Raw genomic sequence first — 17792 nt, forward strand, 5'->3', positions numbered from 1 at the left:
TTGTAGCGAACTCTTTAGTTGACAACTGAACAATAAACAACCAAATGAAGATTATTCAAGGAACAGTTTGCGCAGGTATTTCGGTACCGCGTTGTCTGCGTTGGTGCCGATGACTTCCAGCTCCGGATGCAGATCCTTCAGACGCTGGTGCGCGTTTTCCATGATGCAGCCTTTGCCCGCCATAGAGAGCATCTCGGCGTCGTTCATGCCGTCGCCAAAGGCGATACAGTCTTTAAGCGCGAAGCCCAGACGTTTCGCAACCGCTTCGAGCGCGTGACCTTTAGAAACGCCGCCCGCCATCACTTCCAGACAGGTCAGGGTAGAGAAGCTCACGTTGACGCGATCGCCCCAGCGGGCGTTGATCGCCTGCTCAAGCGGCAGCAGCTCTTCGTGGCTGTCGCAGGTGAAGAACACCTTGCTGATCCCCTCTGGATCCAGCAGGCCCGGCTCATACAGGGAGTAGTTGAATACCGCTTCCTTGAAGAAACGCATTTCATCCGGGCGGTGGCGGTTCATGAACCATTCGTCGTCACGGTATACGTTGGTGACGATAGCCGGATTGTTATGCACCACGCCGAAGAGATCGGCAGCAATATCGCGATCCAGGTTATGGGTGAAGATCAGGTTGCCGTCGGTATCATGCACGCGCGCACCGTTGGAGGTGATCATGTACGACTTGATCTCCAGATTATCGCGGATCTGCCCCACGTCCACGTGGTGGCGGCCGGTAGCGAACACAAAGTTCACGCCACGGGCGGTCAGAAGCTTTAAGGTCTCTTTCGCATAAGGCGACAGGGTGTGGTCGGGGGAAAGCAGCGTGCCATCTAAATCAGATGCAACAACCTGGTACATAGGAAAATTTAACCTCAATAGAAAATCAGTTATGCCGGTCGAAAAACTCGACGATGGCGTTAAGCGCGACTGAGCGCATAGCGTCCTTTTCAAAAAGGATCTCATGGTACGCGCCGTTGATGACCAGCGGTTTACCCCCTTCACAAGGGTGACCGGCGGCAGCGCGCAGTTCACAATAGCGGTCATGCATGCGGTTATCCACCACACGCTCTTCCTCCGCCTGAATCAGAAGCGTCGGCGTGTCATCATCGCCTACGCCTGCCAGCACCTGCTCACCGGCCAGAATACCCTCACGCACCCAGTGCCAGGTCGGGCCGCCGACGCGCAAGCGCGGTTCATCGGCATAAAAGCGCAGGTTGCGGCGATAGCGCTGCCGACTGTGGGTTAAGACGTTGATGGCGAACGGCAATGCGCGCCAGCGTCCGGTTCCGATGGCATAGCCTTCACGAATGCGCTGATGGCCCTCAGCCCAGTCGAGAAGATGGCGCACCATCCAGTCGGGAAAACGAATGACAATACCGTACATCGGCGCGGTGAGCGCAATGGCGTCGCACTGGTGCTCATACCGCTGCAAAAACAGCGTCGAAATGGCGCCGCCCATGGAGTGCGCAAGGATGTACCGCTTGCGCCAGGGGCCGGGCTGAACTTCCTGCTGCCAGAACGCGGCAAAATCGTCGACATAATCGCTGAAGTGATCCACATGCCCGCGGTGCGTATCCGGCAGCATGCGCCCGGACAGCCCCTGCCCACGGTGGTCGATGATCAGCACGTCAAACCCCATGTTGACCAGGTCGTAGGCCAGTTCGGCATATTTAACGTAGCTTTCGATACGCCCGGGGCAGACCACGATCACCCGGTCATTTTTTTCATTGCGGAAGCGAACGAAGCGCACCGGGATGCCACCGACGCCCGTAAACTCGTCTTCCTCACGCTGCCGCCAGAAATCGGTCAGCGGCCCCATTGAGAAAGCAGCAAACGCGTTTTCTCGTGTTTCCCAGTCCTTTTTCTGCTGAAACATTGGGTTTCCACTCACGTAATCCAGGGAATATCGTTTTTTTTCGTCACTGGTCACAAAATGACTCAACAATAGCGTATTGTGGCATAAAAATAGACGGTTCGGGAGCTTCAAATGACCTTCGAGTGGTGGTTCGCCTACCTGCTGACATCAATCATCCTTAGCCTTTCACCTGGCTCTGGCGCCATTAACACTATGACCACCTCCATCAACCACGGCTATCGCGGTGCGGCGGCGTCCATTGCCGGTTTACAGACCGGGCTCGGCATTCATATTGTGCTGGTGGGGATTGGTCTGGGGACGCTGTTCTCTCGTTCGGTGCTGGCGTTTGAAGTGCTGAAGTGGGCCGGTGCGGCGTATCTGATTTGGCTCGGTATCCAGCAGTGGCGCGCGGCAGGCTCGATTGACCTGAATACGCTCTCCAGGACGCAAACGCGCGGCCATCTGTTTAAGCGCGCGGTGTTCGTGAACCTGACGAACCCGAAAAGCATCGTGTTCCTCGCCGCCCTGTTCCCACAGTTTATCGTGCCACATCAGCCCCAGGTGATGCAGTACGTGGTGCTGGGCGCGACAACCATCATCGTCGATATCATCGTCATGATTGGTTACGCGACGCTGGCGCAGCGGATAGCGGCGTGGATCAAAGGGCCTAAGCAGATGAAGGCCCTGAATAAAGTCTTTGGTTCGCTGTTTATGCTGGTTGGCGCGCTGCTTGCGTCAGCGCGTCATGCTTAGCGAGAAATGATGAGATGAATGCCGAAGCCGGCGAACAGCGCGCCGGCAAAGCCGTCGATCCACTTCGCGATGCGCTGATAGCCGCGGCGCATCGCCGGTAAGGCGAACAGGCTGGCAACAATAGTGAACCAGGCGAACGTCTCAACAACGATCAGCAGGAAGATCCCCCAGCGCGCGCCTGCGCCGACGCTGTCACCCACAAACAGCGAGAACACGGAGCCGAAATAGATAATCGCTTTCGGGTTTGCCAGGTTAGTCAGGAGCCCTTTTACAAAGCTGCGGCCGCCCGTTGCCAGCTCTACCTTTGGCTCTTCCGGTTTTTTCTCTTCTTTCTTCAGCGCCCCGCGCAGCATCTGGTAGCCCATCCAGCACAGGTACAGCCCGCCGCCAACCATAATGATGTTATGCAGCCACGCCATCTTCGCCAGGATCAGGTTCAGACCGAGCAGCGCGACCGCCGCCCAGACCATAACGCCCATGGTAATACCGAGCACGCCCATCATCGCCTCTTTGCGGGAGCGGCTGACGGCAGTTTGCGACACGAAGAAAAAGTCTGGGCCAGGGCTCATCAGCGCAACGATGTGCACTAACGCCACGGTGAGAAATAGCATTAACATAATTAGCTCGCGGGGAAATAATTCAGTGAGTCATCATCCTGGCACTTTTTCGCCCGTCTGACTACTCCTCATCATCACCATCGGCGTGAGAGCGGATAAGCGCCATAAACTCTTTACCAAAGCGCTCCAGCTTGCGCGTGCCGACGCCGTTGACGCTGAGCATCTCGCTGGCGCTGAGCGGCATCTGTTCCGCCATCTCAATCAGCGTCGCGTCGTTGAACACCACGTATGGCGGGATGTTCTCTTCGTCAGCGATAGCTTTACGCAGCTTGCGAAGCTTGGCAAACAGCTTGCGGTCATAGTTACCGCCGTAGGATTTCTGCATCACGCGCGGCTTGAGGGCAACCACGCGCGGCACGGCGAGCTTGAGCTCAACATCACCGCGCAGCACCGGACGCGCTGCTTCGGTCAGCTGTAGCGCGGAGTGTTGAGCAATGTTCTGCGTGGCAAAGCCGAGGTGGATCAGCTGACGAATAATGCTGACCCAGTGCTCGTGGCTCTGGTCTTTACCGATGCCGTAAACCGGCAGCTTGTCGTGCCCCATGTCGCGGATACGCTGGTTATTGGCACCGCGCAGTACTTCCACCACGTAGCCCATCCCGAAGCGTTGATTCACGCGGTAAATGGTCGAGAGCGCTTTGCGCGCGTCCATCAGGCCATCGTACTGCTTTGGCGGATCCAGGCAGATATCGCAGTTACCGCACGGCTCCTGACGCCCCTCTCCAAAGTAGTTGAGCAGCACCAGACGGCGGCAGGTTTGCGCTTCAGCGAAGGCACCCATCGCGTTGAGCTTGTGGCGCTCGATGTCCTGGAGTTGTCCCTGAGGCTTCTCTTCCAGACAACGGCGCAGCCACGCCATATCGGCCGGATCGTAAAACAGCATCGCTTCCGCAGGCAGGCCGTCACGGCCGGCGCGGCCGGTCTCCTGATAGTAGGATTCGATATTGCGCGGAATGTCGAAATGCACCACAAAGCGCACGTTGGGCTTGTTGATCCCCATCCCGAACGCCACCGTTGCGACGACGATTTGCAGGTCGTCGCGCTGGAATTTCTCCTGCACGTCGGCGCGGATGTGGTTCTCCAGCCCGGCGTGATAGGCCGCGGCGCTAAAGCCGCGATTTTGCAGACGCGCGGCGGTGTCTTCCACCTTCGCACGGCTGTTGCAGTAGATGATACCGGACTTGCCGCGCTGCTCCTGAACGTAGCGTAAGAGCTGGTCCAACGGCTTGAATTTTTCCATCAGCATGTAGCGGATGTTCGGGCGGTCGAAGCTGCTGACCTGAATATACGGGTCGTTCAGCCCCAGCAGGCGAACAATGTCCAGACGCGTGGTGTCATCCGCCGTGGCGGTCAGAGCCATAAACGGCAGCTCGGGGAAGCGCTGACGCAGCTGGCCGAGGGCAGCGTATTCCGGACGGAAATCGTGTCCCCACTGGGAGATACAGTGCGCTTCATCCACCGCCAGCAGGACCGGGTTCCAGTGCGCGAGATGGTCGAGGAAGTTATCGAGCATCAGGCGCTCTGGCGCGATATACAGCAGGCGGATCTGCCCGGTGCGGCATCCAGCCATCACCTCTTGCTGCTGCTCGCGGGTTTGCGTCGAGTTCAGACAGGCCGCCGCCACGCCGTTGGCGAGCAGCTGGTCAACCTGGTCTTTCATCAGGGAAATGAGAGGCGATACCACGACCGTCAGGCCGTTCAGCACCAGCGCAGGCACCTGATAGCAGAGGGATTTACCGCCGCCGGTCGGCATCACCACCAGGCAGTCTCGGCCTTCCAGCACCGTTTCAATGATGGTTTCCTGGCCGGGGCGGAACTGCTGGTAGCCAAAGGTTTCATGCAAAACCTGTTTAGCCAGCGACTCCTGATTCAATACTTCCGCCTGCGCCACGTTAACCCCATTTGCGAAAAATAAAACAGGCGCTATTTTCAGCGCCTGAGAGAGAAACTTCAACGTTTAACGCAAAAACATTCGAGCAACCTAGAGAATATCGTTCAGCATTACGCCCACGCCAACGCGAGTCTGATTGAAGTTGTAGTCGATCAGCGACTCGCCGTAGCCGCTATACACCTGGGTATAGAGACGCACGTGCTTCGTCACCGGGTAGCTCAGACCGAGCTCCGCACCGCCGTAGCCGGTGTTCCAGTTGTACTGCCCCTTCGCGCTCAGCACGGCTTCACCTAACTGGTAGCCAACTTTGAGCTGGTAGTAGCCCATATATTTGGTGATATCCGGGTTGTCATCGGTGCTGCCGAGCACATACCACGGCTTCACTTCCACCATCCAGTTACCGTTCTGCGCCATCAGGCGCGTATAGGCGCGGTTCCAGCTACGGGAGGTTGGATCGGAACGTCCGTTAGAATCATGGTTAAAGCCCACTTCGACGTCGCGCAGCGTCCAGCCAGCAAATTCATAATCCGTTGCGAAGCCGAGGAAAAGCTGCGGCTCATAGTTGGTTTCACGGAACGGTGAAGATTCGCCGCTGTTGGAGAGCTGCCACCAGGATTTCTGCGTATAAGACGCGCCGAGCACCGAGTTTGGCCCCAGAATACCGCGCCAGAACGGGAACGCGAGGCTAAGCTGGAACTTCACCTCATCCTTACGCGCATTATCAGACCAGTTATAGGAGCTTATCGCTTCTTTGTTGAGATCGCTGGTTTGGGTATAAATCACGTAGTTCGTGTCATACGGGTAGAGCGTGAACGGATTGTCATGCTCCTGCAGCATATTGGCGATAATGCTGCCCTTAACGGCAGGTTTATCATGGACTTCTTTAATCGTCGCTTCCTGCGCATATGCTGTGAGGGGCAGCGCAACCGCCGCCAGTAACCAGGCCAGATACGTCCGCATCGGTGGTGTTCTCCTGCAAAGAGTAAAATTACCTGAATAGTTATGAGGCGAACATTCTACAGACTTCTGCGATAACTGCTGCATCCTCGTTTCTGAAAGTGGAATTCCTTATTGCTGAAGCATAAAATCAACATTTCATTAACAATAAGGATGTAATGTCTCATGTCAGCCATGCTTACCGCCGAAGAAGTGTTAAAACTCGTGGGCGAGATTTTTGTTTACCATATGCCGTTTAACCGTGCACTGGGTCTTGAGCTGGAGCGTTACGAGAAAGAGTTTGCCCAGCTGAGTTTCAACAACCAGCCGATGATGGTGGGTAACTGGGCGCAAAGTATTCTGCACGGCGGGGTGATTGCCTCCGCGCTGGACGTGGCGGCAGGCCTGGTCTGCGTGGGCAGTACGCTGACGCGCCATGACACCATCAACGAAGATGAACTCCGCCAGCGTCTGGCGCGCATGGGCACCATTGATTTACGCGTCGACTATCTTCGCCCGGGGCGCGGAAACCGCTTTACCTGCACCAGCAGCCTGCTGCGTGCCGGGAACAAAGTTGCCGTTGCCCGCGTTGAGCTGCATAACGAGGAGCAGGTTTATATCGCCAGCGCAACCGCCACTTATATGGTGGGTTGAGGCGGCAAATTCGGGTAAAATTGATTCACTTTTTTGTAACGGATTTTCCCGATGGATGCTAAACAGACGCGGCAGGGCGTTTTACTCGCCCTTGCCGCTTATTTTATTTGGGGTATCGCCCCGGCGTATTTCAAATTTATCGCCTATGTTCCGGCCGACGAGATCCTCACTCACCGCGTCATCTGGTCGTTCTTCTTCATGATCGCGCTGATGAGCCTCAGCCGTCAGTGGTCCGGCGTTAAAACGCTGCTGCAAACCCCTAAAAAGGTCTTCCTGCTGGCGCTTTCTGCGGTGCTGATCGGCGGCAACTGGCTGCTGTTTATCTGGGCGGTGAATAACCACCACATGCTCGAAGCGAGCCTGGGGTACTTCATTAACCCGCTGGTGAATATCGTGCTGGGGATGATTTTCCTCGGCGAACGCTTCCGCCGGATGCAGTGGGTGGCGGTGATTCTCGCCTTCTGCGGCGTGCTGGTGCAGCTGTGGACGTTTGGCTCGCTGCCGGTTATCGCCCTCGGTCTGGCGTTCAGCTTTGCTTTTTACGGCCTGGTACGTAAGAAAATCGCGGTGGAAGCGCAAACCGGGATGCTGTTTGAAACCCTGTGGCTGCTGCCGGTGGCGGCGATCTATCTGTTCGGTATCGCCGACAGCGCCACCAGCCATATGGGCAGCAACCCGTGGTCGCTGAACCTGATGCTGATGGCGGCGGGCGTAGTGACCACCATTCCGCTGCTGTGCTTCACCGGTGCGGCAACGCGCCTGCGCCTCTCCACGCTGGGCTTCTTCCAGTACATTGGCCCGACGCTGATGTTCCTGCTGGCGGTGGTGTTTTACGGCGAAGTGCCGGGTGCGGATAAGATGGTGACCTTCGCCTTTATCTGGGTGGCGCTGGCGATTTTCGTCGCCGATGCGATTTATACCCAGCGCAGAACCCGCAGAGGAATGTAGGTGTTTTGTAGGGCGGGTAAGCGCAGCGCCACCCGCCAGATTTTACAGCCAGTTCCGACGCTTAAAGTACAGATACGGCGCCAGCCCGGCGAGGATCATAAAGATAATCGCCCCCGGGTAGCCAAAGCTCCACTTCAGCTCCGGCATAAACTCAAAGTTCATCCCGTAGCTGGACGCCACCAGCGTCGGCGGCAGGAACACCACGGACACTACCGAGAAGATCTTGATGATGCGGTTCTGCTCGATGTTGATAAAGCCCATCGCCGCCTGCATCAGGAAGTTCACCTTCTGGAACAGAGATTCGTTGTGCGGCAGCAGAGATTCGATATCGCGTAAGATCTCACGCGCCTGCTCCAGCTGACCGCCCGGCAGACGCGCCTTGCGCACCAGGAAGTTCAGCGCGCGCTGGGTATCCATCAGACACAAACGCACCTTCCAGCCGATATCTTCCAGCTCTGCCAGCGTCGAAAGCGCTTCGTCGTACTCATCCCCCTGATGGCCTTCCATGATCACGCGGCTCAGCTTTTCCAGATCGCTGTAGATGTTTTCAATTTCGTCCGCCAGCTGTTCAATTTTAGTCTCGAACAGATCGAGCAACAGCTCGTAAGCGTTGCCGTCCACCATCGCCTGGCTGCGGGCGCGCATGCGGTAGAGACGAAACGCCGGCAGTTCGCGTTCACGCAGAGTAAACAGACGACCGTCGCGAATGGTAAATGCCACGGTGGAGTTGCCCGCGTGATCTTCCGCATCTTCAAAGAAGAAGAAGGAGTGAATGTGCAGGCCGTCTTCATCTTCAAAGAAACGCGCGGATGCTTCGATATCTTCCAGTTCCGGGCGGGTTGCCAGGCTTTGCCCCAGCTCAGATTGTACGCGAAGGCGTTCATCGTCGTCCGGCTCGACCAGATCCACCCATACGGCATCAATGAGGGGCTGTGACTCTTCGGCTTCAAGCCGAGTCAGTCGGTTATTTTCGAGTTGAAATGCGCTCAACATGACCGGGACTCCCAATGCAAAAAATATCGGACAGTTCGGTGGGCACACAGAAACAAATTGGGTTTCAGACCATTAAACAGCCTGACTCAGCGCGACGGGAATAATGCAGTCGCTGACAACCACTAAGGCCATCAGCATGAGGAGATAGCCTTAGGAGTTGTTCCTGGATGACAGGGAATTGAGCCAGTATCTACTGGGTGTGTCCAAGGCGAATGTCCTCTTAGCGTAATCGTGCGCGCATGTTACGCCAGCAATAACTGTGGCGTCAACACGCAACGGAACGCTGAAGGGCATTAATTGACCTTCACTGTATAAGGCTAGCAGATTATTGCAAAATAATGATATTTTTCTGAATGTTAGACTGTTTCCAGCTTCGCGTAGGCCGCCACCAGCCATTTGATCCCCTGCCCTTGGAACGCGACCTGCAGGCGGCTGTGCTCGCCGCTGCCTTCCAGATTCACAATGGTACCTTCGCCAAACTTCGAATGGCGCACGCGCTGGCCCAGCTTGTAGCCGGTGTCGGTTTCAGAGATCGGCGAGCCCATGCGCGGATGGCTAACCGGACGGCTGATGCTGGCGCGCAGACGTACCTCTTCCACGCACTCTTCCGGCAGTTCACCGATAAAGCGTGACGGACGGTGATAGACTTCTTTACCGTACAGGCGGCGGGTTTCAGCGTAGGTTAGCGTCAACTTCTGCATCGCTCGCGTCACGCCCACGTAAGCCAGACGACGTTCTTCTTCCAGACGCCCGCCTTCATCCAACGACATCTGGCTTGGGAACATGCCCTCTTCCATGCCGACGATAAACACCTGCGGGAACTCCAGACCTTTGGCGGAGTGCAGGGTCATCAGTTGAACCGCGTCCTGCCAGGTGTCCGCCTGCCCTTCACCCGCTTCCAGCGCGGCGTGAGAGAGGAATGCCTGCAGCGGCATCAGGTCTTCGTCTTCTTCGTTGTAGCTGAACTGGCGCGTTGCCGTGACCAGTTCCTCTAAGTTCTCGATACGGGTCTGCCCCTTTTCGCCTTTTTCCTGCTCGTACATGGTACGCAGCCCGGAGTCTTTAATCACCCGGTCGGTCTGCACATGCAGCGGCATGTCGGCGGTTTCCTGCGCCAGGGCATCAATTAATTCCAGGAAGCGCTGGAGCGCGCTGGCCGCACGTCCGGCGAGGGCTTTTTCCTGCAGAAGCTCGCGGCACGCCTGCCACAGCGTCAGCTGGCGGTCGCGCGAGGCCTGACGCACCACGTCCAGCGTACGGTCGCCAATCCCGCGGGTCGGCGTGTTCACCACGCGCTCAAACGCCGCGTCGTCGTTGCGGTTGGCGATCAGGCGCAGATACGAAAGCGCATCTTTGATCTCCTGACGTTCGAAGAATCGCATGCCGCCGTAAATGCGGTACGGCATGCTCACCTGCAGCAGCGCCTCTTCCAGCACGCGCGACTGGGCGTTGCTGCGGTAGAGAATGGCGCACTGCTCCAGCGCGCCGCCGTTGTCCTGCCAGGTTTTGATGCGGTTCACCACGAAGCGGGCTTCGTCGAGCTCGTTGAAGGCGCAGTAAATCGAGATCGGTTCGCCGTCGACGCCGTCGGTCCACAGCTTTTTGCCCAGACGCCCGTTGTTGTTCTCAATCAGGGCGTTGGCCGCGCTCAGGATGTTGCTGGTTGAGCGGTAGTTCTGCTCCAGACGGATGGTTTGCGCGCCGGGAAAATCGTTGAGGAAGCGCTGGATGTTCTCCACCTGCGCGCCGCGCCAGCCGTAGATCGACTGGTCGTCATCGCCCACGATCATCACCTTGCCGGTATCTCCGGCCAGCAGGCGGATCCACGCGTACTGGATGTTGTTGGTATCCTGGAATTCGTCCACCAGGATGTTGGTGAAGCGTTCGCGGTAGTGCTGCAGGATATGCGGTTTGTTGAGCCACAGCTCGTGGGCGCGCAGCAGCAGCTCGGCGAAATCCACCAGGCCGGCGCGGTCGCACGCTTCCTGATAGGCCTTATAGACGTTCTGCCAGGTCTGCTCGACCGGATTACCGAAGCTCTGGATATGGTGCGGGCGCAGCCCTTCGTCTTTCTGACCGTTGATGTACCACATCGCCTGACGCGGCGGCCACTGCTTCTCGTCGAGGTTCATCGCCTTGATCAGGCGCTTCAGCAGACGGAGCTGATCTTCGCTGTCGAGGATCTGGAAATCCTGCGGCAGGTTAGCGTCCATATGGTGCGCGCGCAGCAGACGGTGCGCCAGGCCGTGGAAGGTGCCAACCCACATGCCGCCCTGGCTGGTGCCCATCAGTTGGGCGATACGGTGACGCATCTCCGCCGCCGCCTTGTTGGTAAACGTCACGGCCATAATCGAGTACGGTGAGCAGTTTTCCACGCTCTGCAGCCAGGCGATACGGTGAACCAGCACGCGTGTCTTACCACTCCCCGCCCCAGCCAGAACCAGCAGGTTGTTGCGCGAGGCGGCAACCGCGTCACGCTGTTTGTCATTAAGGCTGTCGAGCAGGTAAGAAACGTCCATTGGCACCGTCACGTCATGTCGGGCAGGCAAATGTTTCCACTCGCCAAAACCCTGTTAATTTATACAGAACAATTGATGATTATATCAGCGTCGTGAGGGATGCCAACCGCGAAATTTCCACGTGCGGCAGAAGACGGCTGTCTGTTGCGGTCATCAGCTCCGCATTTTCTGGCTTGATCCAGCAGGCCTGCATGCCGCAGCGGATGGCACCCGCCACGTCGGTGGTCAGATCGTCGCCCACGTGAAGAATGTTACCGAGCGGCAAATTCAGTTTTTCCGCTGCCAGGTGATACATGTCGCTGAACGGCTTCGCGCGCCCGTGCGGACCCGCGCGCAGCACGAATTCAAAATAACCGCTGAGGCCAAACAGCTCCGGCTGGGCATTGCCGTTGGTGATGGCCACCAGCGGCCACTTTTCGGCAAGCTTCGCCAGCGTGTCGTGGGTTTCCTGCGGCACGTCGATACGGCTGCGCCATTTGGCGAAGTTTTCCATTGCCGCTTCGGCACCGACGGCGGCATCCTGTGCGCTCAGACCCGCGTTCAGCATCGCCTGCTCAACCGCGCGACGACGCCATTCGGTCACGTCGTGGTAAATGTCCGGCTCGGTCTCCCGCAGGGACTGACGCAGCTTCTGGAAGTCCTTGTTCTGCATCGCCTTCAGCGCGGGATGGTAGTTCTGCACAAACGCCAGTGACTCTTGCTCGGTACGCAGGATCACCTCGCGGTTGTCATAAAGGGTGTCATCAAGGTCAAACGTCAGGGCTGAGATCTGACCGAGTGGGCGGTAAAAACGCATTATTTCCCCCGTTTGGCGCGTGGATGCGCCGCGTCATACACCGAGGCAAGGTGTTGGAAGTCTAAGTGGGTGTAGATTTGAGTGGTCGACAGGTTCGCGTGGCCGAGCAGTTCCTGCACGCCACGGAGATCGCCGCTCGATTCCAGCATGTGTGTCGCAAAGGAGTGGCGCAGCTTGTGGGGATGCACGTGGCTGTTCAGCCCCTGCTTGATGCCCCACTCCGCAAAACGCTTCTGCACGTTACGCGCGGAGATCCGCTTGCCGAGCTTTGATAAAAACAGCGCATCCTCTTCCGCGCCAAACAGGCCACGCAGATCCAGCCAGTGCTCAATCCAGGAGACGGCGTTGCGGCCAATCGGCAGGCGGCGCTCTTTGCTGCCCTTGCCCATCACCCACACTTCGCCGGATTCCAGATCGAGATGCTTTAAGTCGAGGTTCACCAGTTCGGAGAGACGCAGGCCCGCGCCGTACATCACCTCCAGCATCGCGCGGTCGCGCACGGCGAGCGGATCGTTTAGATCGATATCCAGCAGGCGGTTTACGTCGTCGACGTCGATATTTTTCGGCAGATGGCGCGGGGCTTTTGGCGTGGCGATCCCTTTTGCCGGGTTAGCTTTCAGGCCGCCCTGGCTGACCAGCCAGTCGAAAAAGCTGCGCAGGGCAGAGAGCCGGAGCGCAAGGCTCGCCGGGCTAAGATTTTTTTTACGGCTACGCACGACGAACCCGCGTACCGTGGCGGCGTCACATTGTTGCCAGCTTTTCAGGCCGATTTCTTCGGCAATCTGCATGATGGCATCAAGCTGACGCTGATAGTTAAGCAGCGTGATGGGGCTGAGCTGACGCTCAACGCCCAGATAGCGCAGAAACCGGGTGACGTCAGTGGCGAGCAGTCCGTCCGTCATACGCGTTCAATCCAGCGCTCCAGCAGCTCGGGCAGCATCAGGGCGATCTCCTGCAGCAGGTGCGTGGCTTGCCCCTGCTCATAGTGGTGCGCGTCGCGGCTGGTAAATAATATTACCCCCAGGTCGCCATCGCGCCCCATCAGCGACATCGCTACCGAGCCAATCGCTTTGGCTTCCGGCAGCACTACCAGCAGCTCAGGTCCGTTCAGCGGCCCCAGATAGTGATGCTCATGGCCCAGGCGCTGAATGCGCAGCGGCTCAAACGCCTGACGGCTGAGCGCCAGATGGGTGAACCCCGACGGTGCGCCAATGCGCCAGCGATCAGGGAACAGACGAATCGTTGCGCCCGCCAGCCCCAGCTCGCGCGCCCAGCGGTGGAAGCGGCTGAGAAACTCTTCAAGGCTGTGCGCCGAGGCCAGACGCGCCTGCAGGTGCAGAAGGCGATAGAACAGGCTTTCGTTGGTGCTGGCCTGCTCCATCAACAGCGTCATGTTCTCTTCAAGCTGGTTGATGTGGTTACGGGCGCGCGCCATGTGCCATTCGACCAGCGACACGGTCCCGCGAACCGGATGCGGCACGCGCATTCGTTCGACGACGCGTGCATTGCGAATAAAAAACTCAGGATTGTTCAGCAGATAATCAACAACAGCGCTGTCGTCCAGTTCCGTCACTGTTTCCTGCAGTTCTTCCCCTGGTTGTTTCATAGATGGATAAACCCGTCATAAACATGTGTCGCCGGGCCAGTCATGTACAGTGGATGACCCGCTCCTTTCCAGGCGATATCAAGACGCCCGCCCGGTAATTCCACGCGAACCTCTTCTGCCAGTAACCCCTGGGAGATACCGACGGCCACCGCCGCACAGGCGCCGCTTCCGCAGGCCTGGGTTTCGCCCGCGCCGCGCTCGTAAACCCGCAGACGGATGTGTTCACGCTTCACCACCTGCATAAAGCCGATGTTCGCCCGCTCCGGGAACCGCTCGTGGCTCTCCAGCACCGGACCGAGCGTTTCGACCGCCGCAGTTTCCACGTCATCCACCTGAATCACGCAGTGCGGGTTACCCATCGAGACAACGCCGCACAATACTGTCTGCTCGGCCGCCCGCATAATATAGGTCTTTTCCGCTTTGTTTGCGCGAAACGGCACGGCGGAAGGCTCGAAGTTAGGCTCGCCCATATTGACGCGCACCAGCTCATCGTCGGTAACGCTGAGCACCATACGACCGTTGGCGGTACTGACGCGGATATCGCGCTTATTGGTGAGCCCTTTCAGGCGGACAAAGCGGGCGAAACAGCGCGCGCCATTGCCGCACTGGTTAACCTCACTGCCGTCAGCGTTGAAAATACGGTAGTGGAAATCGAGGTCAGGATCGTAGGGCGGCTCAACCACCAGCAGCTGATCGAACCCCACGCCCACGTGCCGATCCGCCAGGCGGCGGATCAGTTCCGGGGAGAAAAACACATTCTGCGTTACCGCGTCGACGACCATAAAATCGTTGCCAAGGCCATGCATTTTAGAGAACTGCATCATTTGCTCCATTGCGCGGGTACAGAACGTTGTCGTCAGAGGTTAACCTGAGTCGGACCGCCGTTATCGCCACGATCGTTAGTCTTTGGCGTGGAAGACTCGATGCCGCTGTTAACCGGTTTTGTCGGCGGCGGCGCGGTTTTATCCGCAGGCGGGAAGTAGAGTGGTCCCTTCAGTCCGCAGCCGGTCAGGCTAAACAGCGTGATGAGAACGGCAAGCGTTCGGAAAGCGTTTTTCATTATAAAGTTGCCCGTAAGTTCAAATCTGTTTCTATCATCGCAGGAGAAGACACAAAAGCAAGAGTTTGCCGCTTTCCTGCAACGGGAATTATTTAGCGTTATACTGCCGCCATCACGAAAAACAGGAACAAAACCATGAACGACAGTGAATTCCATCGCCTTGCCGACACCCTGTGGATGACCATCGAAGAACGTATCGACGACTGGGACGGCGACAGCGATATCGATTGTGAAATCAACGGCGGCATTCTGACCCTGAGCTTCGAAAACGGCAGCAAAATTATTATTAACCGTCAGGAGCCGCTTCACCAGGTGTGGCTGGCGGCCAAACAGGGCGGCTATCACTTTGATTTGAAGGGTGACGAGTGGGTTTGCGATCGCAGCGGCGAAACGTTCTGGGATCTGCTGGAACAGGCGGCGACCGCGCAGGCGGGCGAGGACGTGAGTTTCAGGTAGTTTTGTTGCCCGGTGGCGGCTGCGCCTTACCGGGCGAAAAGCCTCAGGAGAAATACTGCTGCAACAGCGGTGCGGTATCCTGATTCGCAGGCGCCGCAGGGGTAATCGCCTGCGTACGGAACGGGATCACCTGCGCTCGCCCATCCACGTTCACAATCTGGTAGAACTGCGGCAGGTTGAAGTTGATAAAGCTGGAACCGTAGGTGAAACGGTCATGCGAGGAAGAGTAGAAGCGGCTGACGTCGCGCACCAGCTCCTCTTTGCTGCCTTCACAGTGGTGATACACCTCGGCGCGGTTGGTCTCATCCAGAATGTAGATGTTGAACCCGGCATCGTCGCCCGACTCTTCAAAGAAGAACTGAATAATCCCTTCACTGGCAAAGCCATCCACCACCTGCGGCAGCTTGACGTGGTTGGTTTCCACCTGAACCGACAGGCCGTGCAGCTTGTTGTGTGAAATCGCGCCGTAGAACTCGATAGCGTTTTCCAGCTTCTGCACCGACACGTTCAGACGCTCGAAGAACAGGCCCCACGTCTGCCCGGAGACGCGCAGCGCTTTAAATCGCCCGGTTTCCTGGCGGGTGCTGGAGAGGCGCAGTTCGATGCATTCAGACACCAGCTGCTGCACGCGGGTACGAATTAAACCGCGAAGGTGCTGGCTGTAGCAGAACACTTCGACGCTGTCCGGCGGCGCGGCGTCCTGGTGCATCTTGCCGAGAATGGTTTTCAGCGCTTCAATCATCGCCTGCTCGCCGTTGAAGTGCAGGGTACGCACTTCGTTCCACGAGTTGCGGTACAGCAGGTCTACGCTGCCCACCAGGCAGTTTTGCTGCTCGCCAAAGCTGAAGACGTCCAGCTTGCGGAAGTCAAAATGGACCACCTGATTGCGGAAGGCCGCCGTCGGGTCGTATTCCAGGTTAACGATGATTGCCAGGTGACGGATCTCGCACGGGCTGTAGAGCGCTTTTGGCGTCGGCGCAGGCAGACGCAGCGGGAAGTGGTGCGAGACATCCGCCACCATCTCCTGCAGCTTAGCGAGATCGACCACCTCGTTGCCTTTGATAAACAGGCGCGTGCGCGAGGTCAGCAGGCCGTTAAACCAGGCCCACGCCACCAGCTTGTTCAGATAGCGGTTATATTCCAGCGGCTGATGGCTGATAATCGAATCCATGCTTGGCGCACGGTTGTACAGATACCACCCGGTGCGGTTTGCGCGGCCCGGCGGCACATAGATAAAGGTCAGGTTTGGTTCAGACAGGTCAGGCGAAATCTGCGGGTTAACCAGGGTCACTTTGCCCGGCAGCGCTTCAAACGCGGCGTACAGCTTACGGGTTAACACCCCGATATCCTGCGGGCTGGCGGAGACGCTAAGGTTATTACGGCGCGCAAAGCGGATCAGGTTACGGTAGCTTTGCATCATCGCGTCGAGCAGTTCGTTGTGCGCTTCACGCACCTGATCGATCTTCCAGTTGGCGCGGTTATCAAGCATGGACAGACGCGCTTCGTCCCATCCCCACTCTTTCACAAGCTGACTGACCACTTCACGACGCCAGCCCACGCAGGCGCGCTCACGGCTCAGCTTTTCACAGACCTTGAGATAGAAACATCGACGCACCAGGTCAAGACGCGTGTCGTCATCAATGGCTTTCAGGTATTCGGTAACGCGCTCCAGCATCATGCAGTAGGCGTCGAGCCCGTAGGAGACAATTTCGCCATCGTGCAGGCGCTGCTTGATATCTTTCGCCAGCAGGCGGGGCGTAGGGTATTCCCACGAGTAGGCTTCCAGCAGCAGGGTTTTCAGCACCGCTTTGTACGGTGAATCAATGCTCTTGTAGAGCTGCCAGAGGCTTGCGCCAAAGTACTCTTCGGCGGACAGGGAGCTGAGGCCGCCCAGATCCAGCCATTCGTTTGGCGTCAGTACGCCCTGCGCGTAAAGCGACATGACGTAGTCGTCGTAATGCTCTTCTTCTTCGCACGGGACCATATTCCACAGAATACGCTTCCCGGCCAGACGAACGGCAGTACGGTAAAATTCATCCAGCAACAGGATGTGCTGAGTCGAGCCGCAGTCCTCACCACCCAGACTGCCGCTTTCATTATGGCGGAAACGGTTTTCATCAATCAGGAAGAAGCTCACTTCCACGCCGAGCGAGGCCGCCCAGCTTTCCAGCAGGCTGCATTTACGCTGCAGCAGCTGGCGCTCTTCGTTATCGAGCCAGGATTGATGGCAGACCCAGATATCCAGGTCCGAAGAACAGCTCTGCCCTACCGATGAGGTGCTCCCCATCGAGTAAACGCCGGTAATCGGCAGTTCACCTTTCGGAGAAACCTGAGGCGGCATGCCGCGGTAGAGTTCCAGCTCGTTCAAATAATGCTGTTGGGTTTCATCAGGCGTGAAGAGGCAAATGCCCTGGGGAACGTTACCATCAAGGTAGCCAGGCATCAGCGGGTGGTGATAGTGCAATAATGTCGGCAGCAGACTGTATACCTGCTGGAAAGCAGGGCCCATGGCAGCAAGCGCGCGATCCACACGCAGTTGATTTATGGCATCCAGTCTCTGTTTCAGAGTCTCAATATAGAGGTACAAGACGTATCGCCTGATGTTTCCGGGTGTCGTAAGCTATTCAAAACACGAATAACAGCGAGCCCGCAGTATTTCAAAAAGATAACCGTTACCCTTTTTTCGCCCTTGTCATTATGGTGGTACCGACGAA

The 17792-nt window shown here is 57.5% G+C and carries 18 protein-coding genes; 4 read left to right on the plus strand and 14 right to left on the minus strand.

Annotated features, from left to right (window positions below):
* Positions 1-51 precede the first annotated feature (51 nt).
* Positions 52-852: a sugar/pyridoxal phosphate phosphatase YigL gene (yigL, locus tag A6013_RS22535; protein WP_028014784.1), complete on the minus strand. Its 801-nt coding sequence runs from the start codon at positions 850-852 to the stop codon at positions 52-54.
* Between the two features lie 25 nt (positions 853-877).
* Positions 878-1870, minus strand: coding sequence for a lysophospholipase L2 (gene pldB / locus A6013_RS22540; RefSeq protein WP_041911835.1), 993 nt, complete (start codon positions 1868-1870; stop codon positions 878-880).
* A gap of 111 nt (positions 1871-1981) precedes the next feature.
* On the opposite strand from pldB, the gene rhtB reads away from it, so the two are divergent.
* Positions 1982-2602 (plus strand): homoserine/homoserine lactone efflux protein, encoded by a 621-nt coding sequence (gene rhtB / locus A6013_RS22545; protein ID WP_028014786.1) that lies wholly within the window; start codon positions 1982-1984, stop codon positions 2600-2602.
* Here the strand turns inward: rhtB and rhtC are convergent.
* The 3 genes from rhtC to pldA all read right to left on the minus strand — a co-directional run bounded on the left by rhtC (position 2599) and on the right by pldA (position 6070).
* Positions 2599-3219: a threonine export protein RhtC gene (gene rhtC / locus A6013_RS22550; RefSeq protein WP_010426287.1), complete on the minus strand. Its 621-nt coding sequence runs from the start codon at positions 3217-3219 to the stop codon at positions 2599-2601. The two genes, rhtB and rhtC, sit on opposite strands and share 4 nt — an antisense overlap.
* Before the next feature lie 61 nt (positions 3220-3280).
* A complete protein-coding gene (recQ, locus tag A6013_RS22555) occupies positions 3281-5110 on the minus strand; it encodes an ATP-dependent DNA helicase RecQ (RefSeq protein ID WP_032644788.1) in 1830 nt (609 codons plus the stop codon).
* Positions 5111-5200: 90 nt separating this feature from the next.
* Positions 5201-6070, minus strand: coding sequence for a phospholipase A (gene pldA / locus A6013_RS22560; protein WP_047362648.1), 870 nt, complete (start codon positions 6068-6070; stop codon positions 5201-5203).
* A 162-nt stretch (positions 6071-6232) separates the two neighbouring features.
* Between pldA and yigI the strand changes: the two genes are divergently transcribed.
* Together yigI and rarD are read left to right on the plus strand one after the other, a co-directional pair.
* The gene (gene yigI / locus A6013_RS22565; RefSeq protein WP_028014789.1) at positions 6233-6700 is read left to right on the plus strand and encodes an acyl-CoA thioesterase YigI; all 468 of its coding nucleotides are present in this window, start codon (positions 6233-6235) and stop codon (positions 6698-6700) included.
* A gap of 51 nt (positions 6701-6751) precedes the next feature.
* Complete coding sequence (gene rarD / locus A6013_RS22570; protein WP_041911834.1) at positions 6752-7648, plus strand: EamA family transporter RarD; 897 nt, start codon at positions 6752-6754, stop codon at positions 7646-7648.
* Positions 7649-7690: 42 nt separating this feature from the next.
* Here the strand turns inward: rarD and corA are convergent, their stop codons facing one another.
* From corA to A6013_RS22605, 8 genes are all read right to left on the minus strand, one after another.
* On the minus strand, positions 7691-8641 hold the full coding sequence (gene corA, locus A6013_RS22575; RefSeq protein WP_008501540.1) for a magnesium/cobalt transporter CorA: 951 nt from the start codon (positions 8639-8641) through the stop codon (positions 7691-7693).
* A 150-nt stretch (positions 8642-8791) separates the two neighbouring features.
* The gene (gene ysgD / locus A6013_RS27400; RefSeq protein ID WP_212743980.1) at positions 8792-8848 is read right to left on the minus strand and encodes a YsgD/CorL family protein; all 57 of its coding nucleotides are present in this window, start codon (positions 8846-8848) and stop codon (positions 8792-8794) included.
* Positions 8849-8997: 149 nt separating this feature from the next.
* Positions 8998-11160 (minus strand): DNA helicase II, encoded by a 2163-nt coding sequence (uvrD, locus tag A6013_RS22580; protein ID WP_069733804.1) that lies wholly within the window; start codon positions 11158-11160, stop codon positions 8998-9000.
* Between the two features lie 79 nt (positions 11161-11239).
* Entirely contained in the window at positions 11240-11956 is a 717-nt protein-coding gene (gene yigB, locus A6013_RS22585) for a 5-amino-6-(5-phospho-D-ribitylamino)uracil phosphatase YigB (RefSeq protein ID WP_069733805.1), read from the minus strand.
* On the minus strand, positions 11956-12858 hold the full coding sequence (gene xerC / locus A6013_RS22590) for a tyrosine recombinase XerC (RefSeq protein ID WP_059357714.1): 903 nt from the start codon (positions 12856-12858) through the stop codon (positions 11956-11958). Before xerC ends, yigB begins: the two co-directional genes overlap by 1 nt.
* A complete protein-coding gene (locus A6013_RS22595; RefSeq protein ID WP_045260992.1) occupies positions 12855-13562 on the minus strand; it encodes a DUF484 domain-containing protein in 708 nt (235 codons plus the stop codon). The genes xerC and A6013_RS22595 overlap by 4 nt, the downstream gene beginning before the upstream one ends.
* The gene (gene dapF / locus A6013_RS22600; protein WP_041911831.1) at positions 13559-14383 is read right to left on the minus strand and encodes a diaminopimelate epimerase; all 825 of its coding nucleotides are present in this window, start codon (positions 14381-14383) and stop codon (positions 13559-13561) included. The genes A6013_RS22595 and dapF overlap by 4 nt, the downstream gene beginning before the upstream one ends.
* Before the next feature lie 35 nt (positions 14384-14418).
* Positions 14419-14622, minus strand: coding sequence for a lipoprotein (locus A6013_RS22605; RefSeq protein WP_041911830.1), 204 nt, complete (start codon positions 14620-14622; stop codon positions 14419-14421).
* 135 nt (positions 14623-14757) lie between these two features.
* On the opposite strand from A6013_RS22605, the gene cyaY reads away from it, so the two are divergent.
* The gene (cyaY, locus tag A6013_RS22610) at positions 14758-15078 is read left to right on the plus strand and encodes an iron donor protein CyaY (RefSeq protein WP_003860816.1); all 321 of its coding nucleotides are present in this window, start codon (positions 14758-14760) and stop codon (positions 15076-15078) included.
* Positions 15079-15121: 43 nt separating this feature from the next.
* Here cyaY and cyaA read toward each other — a convergent pair whose 3' ends face one another.
* Positions 15122-17665 carry a class I adenylate cyclase gene (gene cyaA / locus A6013_RS22615; protein WP_069733806.1) on the minus strand — a complete coding sequence of 848 codons (2544 nt, stop codon included), beginning with the start codon at positions 17663-17665 and terminating at the stop codon, positions 15122-15124.
* Positions 17666-17792: the final 127 nt, after the last annotated feature.

Origin of the sequence: Enterobacter sp. IF2SW-B1 (assembly GCF_001743375.1) — a bacterium.
GTDB classification, from domain to species: domain Bacteria; phylum Pseudomonadota; class Gammaproteobacteria; order Enterobacterales; family Enterobacteriaceae; genus Enterobacter; species Enterobacter bugandensis.